18 protein-coding genes are annotated in these 18,219 nt (G+C 53.1%); 12 read left to right on the top strand and 6 right to left on the bottom strand.

Annotated features, from left to right (window positions below; translation table 11 throughout):
- Positions 1 to 121: 121 nt before the first annotated feature.
- Positions 122 to 991, bottom strand: a complete 870-nt coding sequence (locus tag PKO01S_RS17890) for an AraC family transcriptional regulator (RefSeq protein WP_127532807.1) — start codon at positions 989 to 991, stop codon at positions 122 to 124.
- Between the two features lie 131 nt (positions 992 to 1,122).
- On the opposite strand from PKO01S_RS17890, the gene PKO01S_RS17885 reads away from it, so the two are divergent.
- The 4 genes from PKO01S_RS17885 (at position 1,123) to PKO01S_RS17870 (ending at position 5,825) form a co-directional block, all read left to right on the top strand.
- Entirely contained in the window at positions 1,123 to 2,202 is a 1,080-nt protein-coding gene (locus PKO01S_RS17885) for a Gfo/Idh/MocA family protein (protein WP_127532806.1), read from the top strand.
- 141 nt (positions 2,203 to 2,343) lie between these two features.
- Positions 2,344 to 3,672, top strand: coding sequence for a spore germination protein (locus tag PKO01S_RS17880; protein WP_127532805.1), 1,329 nt, complete (start codon positions 2,344 to 2,346; stop codon positions 3,670 to 3,672).
- 4 nt (positions 3,673 to 3,676) lie between these two features.
- The gene (locus tag PKO01S_RS17875; RefSeq protein ID WP_127532804.1) at positions 3,677 to 4,747 is read left to right on the top strand and encodes a GerAB/ArcD/ProY family transporter; all 1,071 of its coding nucleotides are present in this window, start codon (positions 3,677 to 3,679) and stop codon (positions 4,745 to 4,747) included.
- A complete protein-coding gene (locus PKO01S_RS17870) occupies positions 4,740 to 5,825 on the top strand; it encodes a Ger(x)C family spore germination protein (RefSeq protein WP_127532803.1) in 1,086 nt (361 codons plus the stop codon). Before PKO01S_RS17875 ends, PKO01S_RS17870 begins: the two co-directional genes overlap by 8 nt.
- Positions 5,826 to 5,912: 87 nt before the next feature.
- Here the strand turns inward: PKO01S_RS17870 and pepT are convergent, their stop codons facing one another.
- From pepT to PKO01S_RS17850, 4 genes are all read right to left on the bottom strand, one after another.
- Entirely contained in the window at positions 5,913 to 7,151 is a 1,239-nt protein-coding gene (gene pepT / locus PKO01S_RS17865) for a peptidase T (RefSeq protein WP_127532802.1), read from the bottom strand.
- A gap of 181 nt (positions 7,152 to 7,332) precedes the next feature.
- The gene (locus tag PKO01S_RS17860; protein WP_127532801.1) at positions 7,333 to 7,518 is read right to left on the bottom strand and encodes an Arc family DNA-binding protein; all 186 of its coding nucleotides are present in this window, start codon (positions 7,516 to 7,518) and stop codon (positions 7,333 to 7,335) included.
- An 11-nt stretch (positions 7,519 to 7,529) separates the two neighbouring features.
- Positions 7,530 to 8,402 carry an SPFH domain-containing protein gene (locus PKO01S_RS17855; RefSeq protein ID WP_127532800.1) on the bottom strand — a complete coding sequence of 291 codons (873 nt, stop codon included), beginning with the start codon at positions 8,400 to 8,402 and terminating at the stop codon, positions 7,530 to 7,532.
- 191 nt (positions 8,403 to 8,593) lie between these two features.
- A complete protein-coding gene (locus PKO01S_RS17850; RefSeq protein WP_127532799.1) occupies positions 8,594 to 9,781 on the bottom strand; it encodes a M20 family metallopeptidase in 1,188 nt (395 codons plus the stop codon).
- Positions 9,782 to 9,948: 167 nt separating this feature from the next.
- Here PKO01S_RS17850 and PKO01S_RS17845 point away from each other — a divergent pair, with 167 nt between their 5' ends.
- The 3 genes from PKO01S_RS17845 to PKO01S_RS17835 are packed head-to-tail and all read left to right on the top strand — an operon-like array spanning position 9,949 to position 12,117.
- On the top strand, positions 9,949 to 10,737 hold the full coding sequence (locus PKO01S_RS17845) for an ABC transporter substrate-binding protein (protein WP_127532798.1): 789 nt from the start codon (positions 9,949 to 9,951) through the stop codon (positions 10,735 to 10,737).
- Positions 10,738 to 10,750: 13 nt separating this feature from the next.
- Positions 10,751 to 11,398 (top strand): amino acid ABC transporter permease, encoded by a 648-nt coding sequence (locus PKO01S_RS17840; protein ID WP_127532797.1) that lies wholly within the window; start codon positions 10,751 to 10,753, stop codon positions 11,396 to 11,398.
- Positions 11,395 to 12,117: an amino acid ABC transporter ATP-binding protein gene (locus PKO01S_RS17835; protein WP_127532796.1), complete on the top strand. Its 723-nt coding sequence runs from the start codon at positions 11,395 to 11,397 to the stop codon at positions 12,115 to 12,117. The genes PKO01S_RS17840 and PKO01S_RS17835 overlap by 4 nt, the downstream gene beginning before the upstream one ends.
- Before the next feature lie 60 nt (positions 12,118 to 12,177).
- On the opposite strand, the gene PKO01S_RS17830 is transcribed toward PKO01S_RS17835, so the two are convergent.
- A complete protein-coding gene (locus tag PKO01S_RS17830; protein WP_127532795.1) occupies positions 12,178 to 12,390 on the bottom strand; it encodes a DUF6254 family protein in 213 nt (70 codons plus the stop codon).
- A 248-nt stretch (positions 12,391 to 12,638) separates the two neighbouring features.
- Here PKO01S_RS17830 and PKO01S_RS17825 point away from each other — a divergent pair, with 248 nt between their 5' ends.
- The 5 genes from PKO01S_RS17825 to pstA all read left to right on the top strand — a co-directional run bounded on the left by PKO01S_RS17825 (position 12,639) and on the right by pstA (position 18,159).
- Positions 12,639 to 13,841, top strand: a complete 1,203-nt coding sequence (locus tag PKO01S_RS17825; RefSeq protein ID WP_127532794.1) for a methyl-accepting chemotaxis protein — start codon at positions 12,639 to 12,641, stop codon at positions 13,839 to 13,841.
- 188 nt (positions 13,842 to 14,029) lie between these two features.
- Positions 14,030 to 14,956 (top strand): PstS family phosphate ABC transporter substrate-binding protein, encoded by a 927-nt coding sequence (locus PKO01S_RS17820; RefSeq protein WP_127532793.1) that lies wholly within the window; start codon positions 14,030 to 14,032, stop codon positions 14,954 to 14,956.
- Between the two features lie 226 nt (positions 14,957 to 15,182).
- Positions 15,183 to 16,184 (top strand): PstS family phosphate ABC transporter substrate-binding protein, encoded by a 1,002-nt coding sequence (locus tag PKO01S_RS17815; protein ID WP_127532809.1) that lies wholly within the window; start codon positions 15,183 to 15,185, stop codon positions 16,182 to 16,184.
- Between the two features lie 99 nt (positions 16,185 to 16,283).
- The gene (pstC, locus tag PKO01S_RS17810; RefSeq protein ID WP_127532792.1) at positions 16,284 to 17,207 is read left to right on the top strand and encodes a phosphate ABC transporter permease subunit PstC; all 924 of its coding nucleotides are present in this window, start codon (positions 16,284 to 16,286) and stop codon (positions 17,205 to 17,207) included.
- A 28-nt stretch (positions 17,208 to 17,235) separates the two neighbouring features.
- Entirely contained in the window at positions 17,236 to 18,159 is a 924-nt protein-coding gene (gene pstA, locus PKO01S_RS17805; protein WP_246070618.1) for a phosphate ABC transporter permease PstA, read from the top strand.
- Positions 18,160 to 18,219 lie beyond the last annotated feature (60 nt).

The raw sequence follows: 18,219 nt of genomic DNA, 5'->3' as shown, positions 1-18,219 counted from the left end.
GGGGCAGGCAAGCTGCCGATAGAGCAGAGAAATCTGTTCTATCGGCCCATGCGAGGCAGCAAAATAACAAAAAACAGGGGGCTCGATGACGAGCACCCCTGTTTTTTGTTATGCGTTGCCGCTAATTGCGGCCCCATGCGAGCATTTTCTTCTGGAATTCCTTCGGCGAGCAGTCGTTATATTTGCGGAACATTTTGTAGAAATGCGCCATGTTCGGCATGCCGATCCGCTCTCCGACCTCCGATATGCTTAAGTCCTTCGTCAGCAGGATGCGCTCCGCCCACTTAATCTTGCGGTAGTTCACATACTCCGTAAACGAAAGCCCGATCGATTTCTTGAAAAATTTCACAAAATAGTAGTAGCTCATATTTGCCAATTTGCAAACTTCTTCGACTTGGATCCGGTCTGTCAGATGATTCTCCACGAAGGTCAGCACGGGACGGAGCCTCATCCGGTCGAAGTCGTCCTGTCCGCTCAGCACTTCCTTGCTGTCGTTGCGGATAATGATCAGCAGCAGCTGTTTGATCAGCATGCTGACCGCGAGCTCATAGCCGATCCGCTTGTCCGTCGCTTCGCGGAGAATGGCGCGGATGCAGGCAGCGGCCTCGCGTCTAAGCAGCGGGTTCTCTTGAAAAATATAGTTAGCGCTGCTCAGCGGATTCTGCGTCTCGGCAAAATAGCGCATAAACGGAATCGTGCTGCTGTCGAAAAACTGCTCCAAATCAAACTGAAGAACGATATAGTTGAGCGGCACGCCAAAGCTTCGGTCCCGGTGCAGCTGCGACGAACCGAGGAGCGCGATGTCTCCAGCCTCCAGCCGGTATCTTTCCTCTTGTACGTCTACGTCCAAGCCGCCTTCATTGACGAGCAGCACTTCCACTTCCCGATGGTAGTGCCAATCAATGTAGGCATCGTGATGGCGCGTAGCTGTATAAATCTTCAATGACAAAAGAGGGTTTTCATAAGCGACTTTCTCGTTCAATATTTCCAATGGTCGTACCCCCGAATGACAAAATCACATAAAAGCATCGCTACTAGCAATCTTACCAATATAATAAGCGCTGCAATATACTAAGTCTAGTGTCAGAGCAACAATCCGTAGTTTTGAAGGAGGATACGATTATGTCCAAAGTACGTGTAGGCATCATCGGATGCGGCGGTATTGCGAACGGCAAACATTTGCCGGCGCTCTCGAAAGTGAAAGAAGTGGAGATTGCCGCTTTCTGCGATATCGTGCTGGAACGCGCGGAAGAAGCGAAGGCTAAGTATGGCTCGGAAGATGCCGTTGTATATGAAAGCTATAAGGAGCTGCTGCAAGACAGCTCGATCGACGTCGTGCATGTGTGCACGCCGAACGACTCTCATGCTGATATTACGGTTGCGGCGTTGGAAGCGGACAAGCACGTCATGTGCGAGAAGCCGATGGCGAAGACGGCAGCTGATGCCCGCCGCATGCTGGAGACGGCAAAGCGTACAGGCAAGAAGCTTAGCATCGCGTATCAGAACCGTTTCCGTGCGGACAGCCGCTATCTGAAAGATGCCGCTAACGCAGGCGAGCTCGGCGAAGTTTATTTCGCCAAGGCGCATGCGATCCGCCGCCGTGCCGTACCGACATGGGGCGTATTCCTCGACGAAGAGAAGCAAGGCGGCGGACCGCTTATCGATATCGGCACGCACGCACTTGATCTGGCGCTCTGGATGATGGACAACTATAAGCCGAAAGCCGTTCTCGGACGCGCTTACCATAAACTTTCGCAGCGCGAGAATGCGGCGAACGCTTGGGGTCCATGGGATCCGAAGGAGTTCACCGTCGAAGATTCCGCATTCGCGATGATTACGATGGAGAACGGCGCATCGCTCGTGCTGGAGTCGAGCTGGGCGCTCAACTCGCTTGAAGTGGACGAAGCGAAAGTGACTCTGTGCGGAACCGAAGCAGGCGCTGATATGAAGAACGGGCTCCGCATCAACGGCGAGAGCAACAGCCGCTTATATACGAAAGAGATCGAGCTGTCGAGCGGCGGCGTCGCTTTCTACGAAGGCGCATCGGACGACCCGGCGGAGCTTGAAGCGCGCGCATGGATCGAGCACGTCCTGTATGACAAAGAGCTTGTCGTGAAGCCGGAGCAGGCGCTCGTCGTATCCGAAATTCTCGAGGCGATCTACGAGTCTTCGCGTACGGGCAAAGCGATTTATTTCGAATAGACGGCAGGCAGCTAGCTAAGAGATAACAAGAAACTGTTCTTTGGTTCAGAGGATGATTCCTCTGCAGAACCAAAGAGCAGTTTCTTTTTTTTCTCATAGGAATGAATCATAATGCCAATGCTAACCAAGAGGTGATTGGCAATGGTGTCCAAGGGGACGAAGACGCAGCGGGACCTGATTGTAGAGAAGCTCGGAACCAGTGTGGATTGGTATGCGCAGAAGCTGCAGATTGGCGGAATGACGCTTGAATTGATTGCATTATCGAGCCTGGTCGATATTCCGGCAACGAATCTGCGCTTGTTGAAATCAGGGGGTGAAGAAGCGCATACATGGGAGCAGCTGTGGGCGGTTATCGGTGCGGTTGAAGCTCGCGGCGATTTGATTACCGGTCTTCTCGAAGGCCGCACTCTTCTCTTGATGCCGGATGGAACTGGAGGGGCTTGGGTTCAGTCCGAGAAACGGCCGTTGAACCGTTCCATTAATCCCCCTGTCAATCAAAATATTATGGTGTCTTCCAAGACGGCCTTCATCGAAGATCTGATAACGAATTTAGGGCTGGTCCGCAATGAGCTTCGGTCGCCTGCTTTGAAGCAATCGATCATTAGTGTCGGTTCCGTCTATAAGAAGCGGATTCTGATGCTGTCGATGATGAACGCTGCGGAATCGGCTTTCGTATACGATTGCGAGAAGGCGCTAAGAGCCCGTGAGGGTGACGATTTCGACTCCCTTGCCCAATTAATGCGTTGGCTGGGCAGGAAGCCGGTGTGGAACCCGATCCCTTCGTATGCACGGACGGAATCGCCTCATGAGACGGCTAACTTTCTCAAGAAAGGCCGGGTCGTGCTGCTCATCGAAGGATATCCGGATGCTATAGTCATCCCGGTTGAACTGTCTGACTTGCTTATATCCAGCGAAGACCGGGATTATCCTGCCATTGCAGCTGCCATGCTGGCCGCCTTTCGCATACTGGGCGTGTTAGTTGCGATCGCAGCCCCCGCCGCTTACGTCGCTCTCGTATCGATCAATCCTGACGTGATGAAGGTGGAGTTGATTTACTCGATTGCGCAGAGTCGCGTAGGCGTTCCTTATCCGTCCATTACGGAAGCGTTAATCCTGCTATTCATCATGGAGATGCTGCTTGAAGCTATTATTCGATTGCCGAAAAGCATTGGTCCCGCGATGACCATGGTAGGGGGCATCATTCTCGGACAGGCGGTCGTAGATGCGAATCTCGTCAGCAACCTGCTTATTATCGTACTCGCCGCGTCTACGATTGCGAATTTTACGGTCATCGGGTACAACTTTGCGCTAGTCATTCGAATGAGCAAATATTTTATGTTAGGCTTTGCGGCTTTGTTCGGTCCGCTCGGCATCGTGTGCGGGTTCTATTTGCTCTTGTCTCTCCTATGCACCGCAACGGTGATGAGAAAGCCGTTTTTTCCTGTAAAGCCACTGGAACAAAAGGAGTAGCCTCATGAGCCAAGGAATGAGCATCGCCGTTCTATATCTTGTTCTTCAATGCGGGCTAGTCGTATTCGTGTACCCGCAGAGCATAATTCAATCCCAAGATTCCGGGCACTGGGTAGTGGTACTTCTCGGATGGCTGCTGCAAGGCGTTATGCTGCGTCTTATCGTCGGGGGGCTTCGTGAAGAGAAAGGGGACTTGCTCACACGGTTCAATAAGGCGGGCATTTGGATACGTTTATTGCTGTTATGGCCATTGCTCTTTGGGAATCTTCTTGCACTGGCTGTCATCGTTGGCGGCCACTCCAAAGTATTCGGCATGCTTTACTTGCCGGACACGCCGCAGTGGATACTATCCGCTTTGCTGCTTGTTGCCTCGATTAGCATCTCCTATGCCGAACGGGACTCGCTGCTCAGACTGGCGTCGCTGATCGCCTTGTTCGGTGCCCCGCTTATTATGATGAGCTTCGGATCGATGGCGAAATACATGAATTATCACCTGGTGTTTCCTATTCAGCCGTCGTTTGGTTTTATGCGGGAGGTTTCGAGCCTGCCCCTTTTATTCAATTTTACGAACGTCGTTGGATTGGTCGGATTTATGGGGCCGATGTCCGCCAATGCCAAGCGGTGGCTGTGGGGGGCGTGGGTCCTGTCGTTGTTGTTCTTCTTCAGTATCGCTTATCTGCCTCTTAGCGTATTCGGTCAAGAGGTGGCGGACAATCTGCGGTTTCCGCTTATTACGGCTTTGGATACGGCAACGGTCAACTGGTTCTTCTTCGACCGGATATCGATGTTCTATATCATGGCTATGCTGCTCAGTACACTCATAAACGTAAGTGCGCTTCTGTGGCTGACTAGAAAGCTTTGTTCCGGCTCCTCGACTGTAAGAAAGCTGATTGGCAGCCCGATTACGATGGCGGTGCTCTCGCTCTTCTTCGTATCGCTAATTCCGAACGTGGAGAGTGTGGAACATATGATGAGGTGGATTGGACCGGTTCGGTGCGGCGTGCTGTGCATGGTCGCTGTGTTCGGCGCTTATTGCCGGAGCCTGTTGAAGCAGGAAAGGCAGCCGCATGCGTAGCTGGCGTTCCGTTCGGATGGTATCGCTGCTGATGCTGTGGATCGGATGCGGAGGGCTGATCGGGGGATGCTGGGATTACCACGATATTAATCATAGGGCCATGCCCGTCATTATGGGAATCGGACAAGGAGAGAACAAAGCTTATCAAGTGTATTTGCAAATTCCGATTCCGGCCGAGCAGAAGTTGGTCATTAAAGTCGTGTCGAGCGAAGCAGATACGGTCAGTGAAGCGGTGGATCAAATTAGAATGAGCATCGAGAACTATATCGATCTGCTGAGCGTTGAGATGGTGGTCATCCACCAGTCGATTGCGGAGCAAGGACTCAGAGAGGCGCTGAGCAATGCAATTCGATCCCGGAATATGTCGCCCAAAGCGTTGATTGCCATTACGGACAGCGACATGAAGAGGCTGCTCTCGAACTCTAAGCAAGCGGTCAATAACGATGTGACCACTTTCTATAAATTTGCGAATAAAAGAGCCGGCTGGACGCCAAAAACGGCAAAGACCACGATGATGGAAGCGTTCGCCTCCACGAGATCATATACGGAAGATGTCCTCATACCGATTATCCGGCCCGGCGATGATACGGTGCTCAGTTTTGCCGGTTCGGCGGTGATGAGACAAGGCAAGATGGTAGACCGCATGAATGCGGAAGAGACACTGCTCGTTAACGTCGTCACCAATCGTTATTATGGCGCTGCCGTTGAGGTATTAAGTGACACGAGCGTCACGATTAAATCGGCACACATGAAATGGCGGAGCAGACTTAACGGACAAGGAGCGGAGATGAACGGGAGACTGTCCATTCAAGCGACGCTGACAGAGACGAAGAGCGATAATCCTAAGAGCGAAATCGTAAAGGAATTGACGGCGTTACTGGAACGAGAGCTGGGACAGTTAATGAAGAAGTTGAAGAACAGCGGGAGCGATCCGCTCGGGCTTGGCAATTACTACCGCGATAAGATTCCGTTCGAGAAGCTTCAGCGGTGGCGGAGCGATTACTATCCTTCGGCGAACATCACCTACAGCGTGAAGGTAAAGATCAATAATTATGGAAGCCTGATGCAGCGGGAATAAAATGGCTATGCCGCTGACGCCGGGCGACAAGCGGTCCGGATAGCGGCATAGCCATTGTTAATGCTAGTTGCAACTGGACCTTAGTAGTTAGCTGTGCGCTTTCTGCTCGAACAATTTGACGATCTCGATAATGACATTCGTCGCTCGGAGCATGTTGTCGGCCGATACATATTCGAATTTGCCGTGGTAGTTCTCGCCGCCCGTAAAGATGTTCGGCGTCGGCAATCCCATATAGGACAGCTGCGAGCCGTCGGTGCCGCCCCTTACCGGCACGATGACCGGCTCGATCCCGAGGTTATGCATCGCTTGACGGGCGAGCTCGACGATATGCATGACCGGCTCGATCTTGTCGCGCATGTTGTAGTATTGGTCTTTCATCTCCAGCACGATGCTGGACGCGCCGTACTTCTCGCGCAGCTCGCCGACGATTTGTTCGAGGTAAGCTTTGCGCGCATCGAATTTCGTTCGGTCGTGGTCGCGGATGATGTAGATCAGCTGCGTCTGCTCGACTGCCCCTTGGAACGAAATCAGATGATAGAAGCCTTCGTATTCCTCGGTATATTCCGGTGCTTCCTGCACCGGCAGCTTGCCGTGGAGCTCCATCGCGATTTTGGACGAGTGAACCATTTTGCCTTTCGCTGTGCCGGGATGTACGTTGTTGCCCTTAATCGTAATGCGGGCCTGCGCGGCGTTGAAGCTCTCGTATTGCAGCTCGCCAAGCGGACCGCCGTCCATCGTATACGCATACTTCGCGCCGAATGCGGCGACGTCGAACTTGTGCGGTCCTCTGCCGATCTCCTCATCCGGCGTAAAAGCGACGCGCACTTTGCCGTGTTTGATTTCCGGATGGTGGATGAGGTAATCCATCGCGGTCATAATTTCGGCAATGCCTGCTTTATCGTCCGCGCCGAGCAGCGTCGTGCCGTCGGTCGTAACGAGCGTATGCCCTTTGTATCCTGTCAGCTCGGGAAAATCTTTCGGCGACAGCACAACGCCGAGCGATTCGTTCAGCACGATGTCGCCGCCGTCATAGCTCTCTACGATTTGCGGCTTCACGTTCGCGCCGGTGAAGTCGGTCGCCGTATCGATATGGGCGAGGAAGCCGATCGTATCGACTTGTACGTCCGTATTAGCCGGCAGCGTCGCCATGACGTAGCCGTTCTCGTCGACGGTTACTTCCGCCATGCCGATCGACTTCAGTTCTTCGACCAGTTGGCGGGCGAGCGTCCACTGTCCCGGTGTCGTAGGGCATGTCTCGCTGTCGTCGTTGGACTGGGTATCGACGGTTACGTAAGAAGTGAACCGCTTAATGATGTCATCTTTCATAGTGGTCCTCCGTTCTGGGCTGGCTTAGCTCTCATATGTAGGGTCGCTGGTTCGATTTTACCATGAAGAGGGATGGAAAGACGAATTGCTGCGGCGGTGGGGATCGGGGTGATGATGAATAAAAGGATCCGCCCCATTGTCATGCCATCATGACATATGGAACGGATCCTCTTCTACAATATCAGTCGTCAGGCTGGTCTTCCGGCGGCTTAGGCTGCTTCAGCCTGCCTGATCTCGACAGTGCTTCCCGCAGTATAAATTCGATATGGCTGTTAACGCTGCGGAATTCGTCGCCAGCCCAACGCTCCAGCGCACGGTACAGCTCCGGATCGAGACGGAGCGGGAAAGCTTTCTTTTCTTTGGCCACATTATTGTCCTCTAGCTGTACAGAGACCCTGCGTTAATGACAGGTGTAGCAGCCCGGTCGGAGACGATCGCGACCATCAAGTTGTTCACCATCGCAGCGCGCCGTTCGGCATCGAGCTCAATGCCGTTCGCTTCCAGCTGTTTCAAGGCGGAGTCGACCATGCCGACGGCGCCTTCGACGATCTGCTGGCGGGCGGAGACAATGGCGATCGCCTGCTGGCGTTGCAGCATAGCGCTTGCGATCTCCGGTGCATAGGCCAAATGGGTCAGACGTGTCTCGATCAATTCCACGCCTGCTACATGGAGACGCGTTTGCAGTTCGCGGATCAGCTCGGCAGCGACTTCATCCGCATTGCCGCGAAGGGAAACGACAGGCTGCGTGCCGAACGTATCGTACGGATATTGGGCTGCGATATGGCGGATAGCGGTCTCGCTCTGAATGGCGACGAACTTCTCGTAGTTGTCGACGTCGAAGCTTGCTTTGGCCGTATCGGTCACTTTGAACACGACGACGGCGCCGATTTCGATCGGATTGCCTTCCAGGTCGTTAACCTTCAACGTCTGGCTGTTGAAGTTGCGGACTTTGAGCGACACTCTGGATTTGTTGGAGAAAGGAAGCACCATCCACAGGCCGCTTTCACGTACGGTACCCTTATAGGAGCCGAAAAAAGTGATCACTTTTGCTTCGTTCGGCTGAACGATCAGCAGAGAGGATACAGCGACAATAAAGACGACGAGGAGTACGATGCCCAGTACGATCAATGTAACATCTGGTTCGATTGCATTAGCGCCGAAAATAATAAGTGCGACGCCGCCCGCGAACGAGACGAGCGACAACAGCAGCGCCAAATATCCATTCATGTACCAGCCTTTGAATTCTTTCATCAACAAGCACTCTCCTTATAGGTGAATAAGCGAAAAATGGAGTAAATCATTTTGATATATTTATGATATCACTTTTTACAAATTCAAGCAATGATAAAACGAACAAATTCCGCATTCGACCTATCCGCACAAAAGCAGACGCCCAAGCCAAATAGGCTTGAGCGTCTTTGTTATTCCCGTATGGATGCACGTTAACGAGACTGCACACGATTGCGTTCGCGCTCGAATTCGTCCCGCACTTGGCGGAGCAGACCGGGATCGGCGCATACGTCGTAGGCGGTTGAAGCGAGCGTAGCGGCACCGAACAGGAGGCCTTCCATTGCGCGGGGCTGCATCGCAGCGTCACGGAATTCGACCGTGTGAAGCTGGAAGGGCTCGTTCACCACTTGAATGTAAGGGTGGATAGCCGGGCAGCGAACCGATACGTTGCCGAGATCGAGCGATCCGTTGTCTTTGCCAGACTTGACCTCTTCCTCCGGCACGCCGCCTCCGACCAAATTGGCGGTGAATAGCTGCGACAACGTCTCATTCGTCCGCAGCTCATCATACGAGTACTCGTATGCGTTCGTCTTGAGTGTACAGCCGGTCTGCAGGGCGGCGCCTTCCGCGCATCGGATTGCCCGCTGCGTCAGTTCGTTAGTGTACGCCCGGTCCGCGGAGCGGAAATAGAACTTGGCCGATGCATAATCCGGAATAATGTTCGGCGCTTGGCCGCCGGCATCGATGATGCCGTGAATGCGGGCGTCGCTGCGTACTTGCTGGCGCATCGCATTCACGGCGTTGAACAGCTGAATGACGGCGTCGAGCGCATTAATGCCGTCGTGCGGATTGGCAGCGGCATGCGCCGTTTTGCCATAAAATTCGAACTGCATCGCATCCATCGCCAGCGATTCGCCGGATTTCTCGTACGAATGATACGGATGGGCCATAAGCGCGAACGAACAGTCGTCGAATAAGCCTTCTTGCGCCATCGTTACCTTGGCGCCTTTGGTCTCTTCGGCCGGGGTGCCGTATACACGAATCGAGCCGCCTGTCTCATGAATGACGGCTTTGAGGCCGACAGCGGCGGCGACGCCCATGACGCCGATAATGTGATGGCCGCATGCATGGCCGATTTCCGGCAGCGCATCGTATTCGCACAGAAAGGCGGCGACAGGTCCGGGTTTACCGGAGTCGTATGTGCCGACGAATGCGGTCGGGATGCCAAGCGTGCCGCGTTCGACTGTAAAGCCGTGGTGCTCAAGCTCGTCCGCGAGCAGGGCGGAAGAACGGAATTCTTCGTGTCCGAGCTCCGGATGAGCGCCGATGTCGAGCGACATGGCGATCCAGCGTTCGGCATACTGGTTGATCGTATCTCGAATGATCGATTTAGTGGTCATATCGAAAGTGTCCCCTTTCAACGGATGAAATACGCTTTCATCGTAAACGCTAATAGCATACAAGTATGGATAATGTCGGATTATGTCGAATAACGGTTGTTTTTGTCGAAAAACGTAATTATAATTGAAAAGTTGTTGCCATGATACATCAAGGGAGAGAGTACATCATGAAAAAATGGTTGACTGTAATGCTGGTATCGGTATTGGCTGTCTCGCTTGCCGCATGCGGCAAAAGCGAAAATAAGCTGGATACGATTAAAAAGAGCGGCAAAATCGTGCTAGGCACAAGCGCGGACTATGCGCCGTACGAATTTCATAAAACAACTGACGGCAAAGACGAAATCGTCGGTTTCGATATTGCGATCGCGAAGCGGATTGCGGACGAACTCGGCGTGGAGCTCGAAATTCAAGATATGAAGTTCGACGGCTTGCTGCTCGCACTGAACGCAGACAAGGTCGATTTCGTTATTTCCGGTATGACACCGACGCCGGACCGTGCGAAGAACGTTGATTTCACCAACATCTATTATACTGCGGAGCAAGGGGTTCTCGTCAAAAAAGAGAACGCGGGTTCGTTCCATTCGTTCGACGATTTGAAGGGCAAGAAGATTGCCGTTCAGAAGGGCAGCATCCAAGAGGGGATTGCCAAAGAAATTGAGGGCGCGAAGCTGACATCCTTGTCCAAAATCAGCGAGCTTGTCTTGGAACTGACAAGCGGCCGTGTGGATGCGGTTATTGCTGAGAAGCCGGTAACAGAACTGTACGCGAAGAACCGCAGCGATATTGCTCTGGCCGATGTTGTCGTGCCTGGCGATGAGGAAGGCGGATCTGCTATCGCTTTGAAGAAGAAAAATAAACCGCTCGTTGACGAAGTAAACAAAGTGCTCGATGAAATGAAACAAGACGGTTCGCTGGATCAATATATCATTGACGCGAACGAGCTTGTCGGCGAATAAGAGGGCGATATCGATGGATTTCTCGTTCTTATCAGAATATTGGCCGCAATTTATGCATGGCGCATGGCTGACGCTGCAGCTATCGTTCTTCGGCGTACTGTTCGGCACGGCGCTCGGCATCGTCATCGCGCTGCTGCGCATTTCTAAGATCGGCATCGTCCGGTTCATTGCAACGGTATATATTGAGATTGTTCGCGGTACGCCGATGCTCGTGCAGATCGTCATTATTTATTACGGATTAACGAATTTCGGCATCAATCTGCCGGGCTTTACATCCGGTGTTATTGCGCTGTCGCTCAACAGCGCAGCCTATATGGCCGAAGTGTTCCGCGCAGGCATTGACGCAATCGACAAAGGGCAGAACGAGGCAGCCCGCTCGCTGGGCATGACCCACGGCATGGCGCTGCGCCACATTATTTTGCCGCAGGCGTTCCGCAACATGCTTCCGGCGATCGGCAACGAATTTATTGTCATCATTAAAGATTCGTCGCTCGTGTCTACGATCGGCATCGCCGAGCTTATGTACCGAACGGACACGATCCGCAACAGTATATATCTTCCGCTTGAACCGCTGCTCGTCGCTGCGGCTGTCTACTTCGTCATGACCTTTACGCTGTCGAAGCTGCTCGGCGCGCTCGAAAGGAAGCTGAAAACGCAATGATTAACGTTCGGGGATTGCGCAAATCGTATGGCAAGAATGAAATTTTGAAAGGCATCGACACGGATATTCGCAAGGGCGAGGTTGTCGTCGTCATCGGGCCCAGCGGTTCGGGCAAAAGCACGTTTCTGCGCTGTCTGAACCGGCTTGAAGAGCCGACGGAAGGCGAGATCATGTTCGAGGACAAGCTGGTAACTGGCCGTCAAAGCGACTTGAACGCGATTCGCCAGCGAATGGGCATGGTGTTCCAGCAGTTCAATCTGTTCCCGCACATGACGGTGCTGGACAATTTGACGCTGGCGCCGCGCAAGCTGAAGAAGCTGACACGCGAGAAAGCGGAAGCGATCGCGCTGTCGCTGCTCTCCTCCGTGGGGCTTGCCGATAAGCGGGACGCTTATCCGGTGCGGCTGTCGGGCGGTCAGAAGCAACGCATCGCCATTGCGCGTGCGCTCGCCATGCAGCCGACAGTTATGCTGTTCGACGAACCGACGTCGGCACTCGATCCGGAGATGGTCGGCGAAGTGCTCGACGTGATGAAGAAGCTAGCGGCAGACGGGATGACGATGGTCATCGTCACGCATGAGATGGGCTTCGCCCGCGAAGTCGGCGACCGCGTTCTGTTCATGGACGGCGGCGTCATCGTCGAGGCTGGAACGCCGGAAGAGGTGTTCGAACGTCCTCGTGAGGCGCGTACGCGGTCGTTCTTGAGCAAAGTACTGTAAGCTGTAACAAGAGGCTGTTCTGCACTTACGCAGAACAGCCTCTTGCTGTATATTGGTCCGTTAAATTGATTCGCCCTCTGATGAGCTTGGCATACTCGGGCCTTGTGTGCTCGCTAATGAGGCATCTCGTCTTGCAGCACTTCCATCGGCTTGCGGAAGCGATCCGGGTTCCTCGGCTAGCTCGGCGAACGATTTGATTCGGCCGTGGGTAGGATGTTGGTTATGCTTGCGTTGATGCCAAGCGTTGACGCGGCGATTTTTCGAAGTGGTCATGAATGAATTGCTCCTTCCGCTCGTATGAGTGCGATGTGCGACGGCTTATGCCGCTTCTCTAGCATCGACATGTACGGCCGAAATCATGTGCTCAGAACACAGGGCAATCGTTAGAAATGAAAGAAATGAAAGAAATGAATCGAATGCTGTCGAAAATTTACATTCCACTAACAAAACTGTGCATTTCCGTTGAACAAGTCCGATTATAGTAAACGCCATATACAGAAAAAGGATGAGGAGTGAAAGAGATGGCGTTACAAACCTACAGTACGGACAAGACGGAAGTGAAGTCTGGCACCGCAATGGATCATTCGGTACGGCAATCGGCTGACGCTGACACTGGCGGGCATCAAGTCCGCCGCCATGACGGCAATCATGTCCAGATTAAACGGTACTTGCGGAGTCCGTTGATTGTAAACATGGATTGCAGCTGCCTCGAAATGCTTAAGCGGTTCAAGCGCAACGATGCAGCCGACTGTGCCGTCGTTGTTACAGCCGACAACGAGCCGCACGGTTTAATTATGCGCAATCGGTTCTATCATTATTTGAGTCAACGGTTCGGGGCCGAGCTGTATTATGACAAGCCTGTCACGAAGCTGATGGATGCGAACCCGCTCATTGTTGATGCGGACATTCCACCTGCAAGTCTGATCGGACATTCGCTCACGAGGGATGAAACGACATTATATAACTGCGTAATCGTTACGGAGCAACAAGCGCTCGCTGGTATACTGACGGTCGGTGACCTGCTCCATATTTCCCGCGAAGTGCAAGAAGCAGCTGTGAAGCGGCAGTCGGCGACGCTGAACGAGGCGCGCGAGCTGATGGCGGCGATCGACCGCGCGGTATCGGAGGTGAAGTCGTCAACGGCTGAAGGCGCTGTGCTATCGGGCGAGATGGTGGAGATGACGCTGCAGGGCAAGACGGAATTGGATCAAGTGAAATCGGCATTCGAACGGTTGAACAGCCAAGCGACGGAGCAGGAGGAGCAATTCGGAGAGCTGCAGAACCATGCGAAAGATGTCGGGCAAGTCACGCTGCTTATCCGGGATTTGGCGGAATCCTGCAATCTGCTCGCGGTCAATGCGACGATCGAAGCGGCAAGGGCGGGCGAACACGGGCGCAGCTTCGCAGTCGTAGCGGATGAGGTTCGCAAGCTTGCCATGGAGACGAAGCAATCGACGGAGACGATCGCCCGTCTAATTAAAGGCATTCAGAGCGCAATCGCCCAGACGAGCCGGTTGAACGGGCAGAGCCGGGCAGAAACTACGGCAAGCAGTCAATACATTTGGACGGCGGCGGCCGCATTCGAACGGTTGTTCAAAGCCGCGGCGCACAACAGCGACAGCAGCCGGAAAATTGCCGAACTGTCGGACCAAGCTTATATTCAATCCGCAAGCGTGCAGGAACGAATGTCCGCACTCGCCGGCGCGATGATGAAACAGAAATGAACACAAGAAAGGCGTGGTTTGCAGTGCTGGCGTGCACGGCAAACAGCGCCTTTTTCCTATTTTAACAACCGTACAACGGGTTCCCCATTTACCATAAATTCACATGAAGATAATTTTCTCTTAACAGACGGCCTCTAAGATAAGGCTTGTACATAGGATGTACGATACCTAATTGAGGAGTGGTCACCTTGTTTAAGAAGTTGGCGATTAAGCTGTCGATCGTGGCAGCGAGCTTGTCGCTGCTGATGGCGGCTCAAGCCGGTGCGGCAGATAATTTGAAAGGCACGATTGAAATCGACGGTTCGAGTACGGTCTACCCGATTACGGAAGCGGTCGCGGAAGAGTTCGGCAAGGAGCACAAGGACGTTCGCGTAACGGTCGGCGTATCCGGCACGGGCGGCGGCTTCAAACGCTTCTGCGCAGGCGAGATCGCAATTTCGGATGCATCGCGTCCAATCTCGGACAGCGAGAGAACGGCTTGCAAAGCGAAAAACATTTCGTACACTCAATTGACGGTAGCCTATGACGGCATCACGGTAGCGATCAACAAAGACAACAAATGGGCGCTGAAACTGACGGCTTCCGAGCTGAAAAAGATTTTCGATAAAGACTCGAAAGTAAAAACGTGGGCAGACGTTCGCGCCGGCTTCCCGAACGAAGAGATCAAAATCTACTCGCCAGGCAGCGAGTCGGGTACGTTCGACTTCTTCACCGAGAAAGTGAACGGCAAACAAAAACAAAGCCGCAATGACAAACAAATTACGTTCAGCGAAGATGACAACGTCCTCGTTGAAGGTATCGCGAAAGATAAATACGCAATCGGCTACTTCGGCTATGCTTACTATGTAGAGAACAAGTCGAAGCTGAAAGCTGTCGTTATCGACAAAGAGAACGATAAAGGCGCAATCGGTCCTTCGGCCAAAACGATCGCTAACGGCATGTACTTCCTGTCCCGTCCGATCTTCATCTACGTAAGCACGAAAGAGTTGGATCGTCCGGAAGTTAAAGCGTTCGCTCAATTCTATATGCAAAACGGCGGCAAGCTGTCGAAAGAGGTTGGCTACATCCCGCTGGCTGACGGCTGGTACCAATCGCAATTGAGCAAGCTGAAATAATAATAGAATGATAGGGGCAAAAGACGGCGCATGCCGTCTTTTGTCGTTTTATTGTTAATACAATTTGTACGGTTCGTAAATTTTTTTACATGCAGTTAACATACGGGCAATACCGGATTTACGTTCGGCCCGTATCATAAGAACCAAGACGGACGTGCTTCCACACTACAGCACGAAACAGAAACGAGGAGTGGTTGAATTGGTTAAGAACAAAAGCTTCAAAGGGATGGTCTTGCTGATGATGTTGGTGCTGGCTGTTATGCTGTCGGCTTGCGGCAACAACGATAAGGAAACAAGCAGCGGCGATAAAGAGCAAACGACGGAGCAAGGAGATAGCACGGCAGCAGCCGGCGATGACACGGCTGCAGATGACGAAGACGCAGCAGTCGGTCTCACGGGCGAGATTGAAATCGACGGTTCCAGCACGGTGTACCCGCTGACGGAAGCGGCAGCCGAAGAGTTCGGCAAAATGAACAAAGACGTTCGCGTTACGGTCGGCGTATCCGGCACGGGCGGCGGTTTCAAACGTTTCTGCGCAGGCGAGCTCGCAATCAGCGACGCATCGCGTCCGATCAAAGACGAAGAAGCGCAAGCGTGCAAAGACAAAGGCATCGAATATACGGATCTGCAAGTCGCATATGACGGTCTGTCGTTAGTCGTTAGCAAAGACAACGACTTTATCGACCACCTGACGGTTGAAGAACTGAACAAAATTTTCGTAACGGGATCGACGGTTAAGACTTGGGCAGACGTTCGCGCGGGATGGCCGGCAGAAGAAATTAAAATGTACTCGCCAGGCGCCGACTCCGGTACGTATGACTACTTCAATGAAGCAATTCTGGAGAAAAAAGGGATCCGCAACGACACGCAAATTTCGTTCAGCGAAGATGACAACTCGCTCGTACAAGGCGTAGAAGGCAGCAAGTATGCAATTGGTTACTTCGGCTTTGCTTACTTTGAAGAGAATGCCGACAAGCTGAAAGTCATTCCTGTCGATGCTGGCAAAGGCGCAATCGCACCGTCGGTTGAGACGATCAAAGACGGCACGTACGCTCCGCTGTCCCGTCCGCTGTTCATCTATCTGAATAAAGAAGAGCTGCAACGTCCTGAAGTGAGCGCATTCGCTGACTACTATATCAACAACATCGGCGACATGGCGAGCGAAGTCGGCTATGTGCCGCTGCCGGAAGAGAAATATTCGGAAGAAGCAGCGAAGCTGCAAGGCTAATAGAAGCAGGTACGCGAGGAAGATGTGGTGTCTGACAAGGACATCACATTTTTCTCGGAATAGATGTTAAAGAATCGTAAAGGCAAGGGGAGAACAAGCATGCGAAGCGATGCCGTACCAACGCGGGAGTCGATGTTCAAAAACCGGAAAACTCATCTTATGGATCGGATTATGCCAGTCGTGCTGTTCCTGTGTGCGACACTGTCGATCCTGACGACGATCGGCATCGTCTTCACGCTGATCGGCGAAACGTTCAATTTCTTCAGACAAATTCCGTTCATTGATTTTATTACGGGGACCAAATGGTCGCCGTTAATCGAACCGAAGAGCTTCGGCATATGGCCGCTCATCAGCGGAACGCTGCTTATTACGGTCATTGCTTGTCTCGTTGCTGTGCCGCTCGGGCTTGCAAGCGCGATTTATCTGAGTGAGTACGCTCATAAGCGAGTGCGCGGAATCGTGAAACCGATTCTTGAGGTGCTGGCTGGCGTTCCGACCATCGTCTACGGCTATTTTGCCTTAAGCCTTGTGACGCCAGTTATTCGCTCGCTGTTCTCGGATGCCGGCGTATTCAATGCTCTTAGTGCCGGTATCGTGGTTGGCATCATGATTATTCCGATGGTTTGCTCCTTGAGTGAGGACGCAATGACAGCCGTACCTCGCAGCTTGCGTGACGGTGCTTACGCCCTTGGCGCAACAAGATTCGAGGTCGCGCTCAAAATCGTCGTACCGGCAGCCTTCTCCGGCATCGTCGCATCGGCCGTACTGGCCTTCTCCCGTGCAATCGGCGAGACGATGATCGTAACGGTTGCAGCCGGCTCTACGCCGAAGCTGACAGGCAATCCGCTGGAAAGCATTCAGACGATGACCGCCTATATCGTGCAGGTAAGCCTTGGCGACACGCCTCATGGCAGCGTAGAATACGGAACCATTTTTGCCGTAGGTATGACGCTGTTCGTCATTACATTCCTGCTTAATATCCTAGCCCAATATGTTGCAAGACGGTTCCGGGAGGAGTATTAAGATGAGCAACGTTAACGCGAACTTGAATATGAAGACGAATGTAAACAAGAGCAAAGAGGAACCGACAGTGGGCGCCAAGAGCATTTTCGTCGATGCGAACCGCAAGCAGATCGCAACCCGTCGCCGGATCGACTGGCTGCTGCGGCTGCTGTTCCTTGTCGCAACGTCGATCGGCGTACTGGCGCTGATGGCGCTGTTGATCGATATCGTATCGAACGGCATCGCCCGTGTTCAGCCTGAGCTGTTCAACAACTTCCCGTCCCGCCGGGCGAGCGAAGCCGGCATGAAGTCGGCGATCGTCGGCTCGCTCTATATGCTGGCGATTATGGCTCCGCTGTCGTTCCTGCTCGGCGTAGGAGCAGCGATTTATTTGGAAGAATACGCGAAGAAAAACAGGTTGACCCGCATCATTCAGCTGAATATTAGTACGCTCGCAGGCGTACCGTCGATCGTATACGGCATTCTCGGCTTGACGTTGTTCGTCCGCGAGCTGCATCTCGGCCGCAGCCTGTTGTCCGGCGCCTTCACCATGACGCTGCTCGTGCTGCCGATCATTATCGTCTCGGCTCAGGAAGCGATCCGCGCCGTGCCGAAGGCGCGCCGCGATGCTTCGTTCGCTCTTGGCGCAACCAAATGGCAGACGGTATCCCGCTCGGTGCTGCCGTCATCGATATCCGGCATTCTGACCGGCGTTATTCTCGCCATGTCCCGTGCAATCGGCGAGACGGCTCCGCTCGTCATGATCGGTGCTCTTACATTCGTCGCCTTCCTGCCGAATGGCCCGATGGATTCGTTCACCGTTATGCCGATCCAAATTTACAACTGGGTATCCCGTCCGCAAGCGTCGTTCCAAGAGCTTGCCGCAGCCGGCATCATCGTGCTGCTCGTGACGCTGCTGATCATGAACTTCTCGGCTATTCTGCTGCGCAACAAATATAACAAACACATTTAATGATATTGTCCTAGACCAAGACTAGCGCCAACCAGATCGATATCATTCCTATATGCGGAG

It is taken from the genome of Paenibacillus kobensis NBRC 15729 (assembly GCF_004000825.1).
Classification (GTDB): domain Bacteria; phylum Bacillota; class Bacilli; order Paenibacillales; family Paenibacillaceae; genus Paenibacillus_T; species Paenibacillus_T kobensis.
This window is presented reverse-complemented; position numbering and strand designations above follow the sequence as displayed.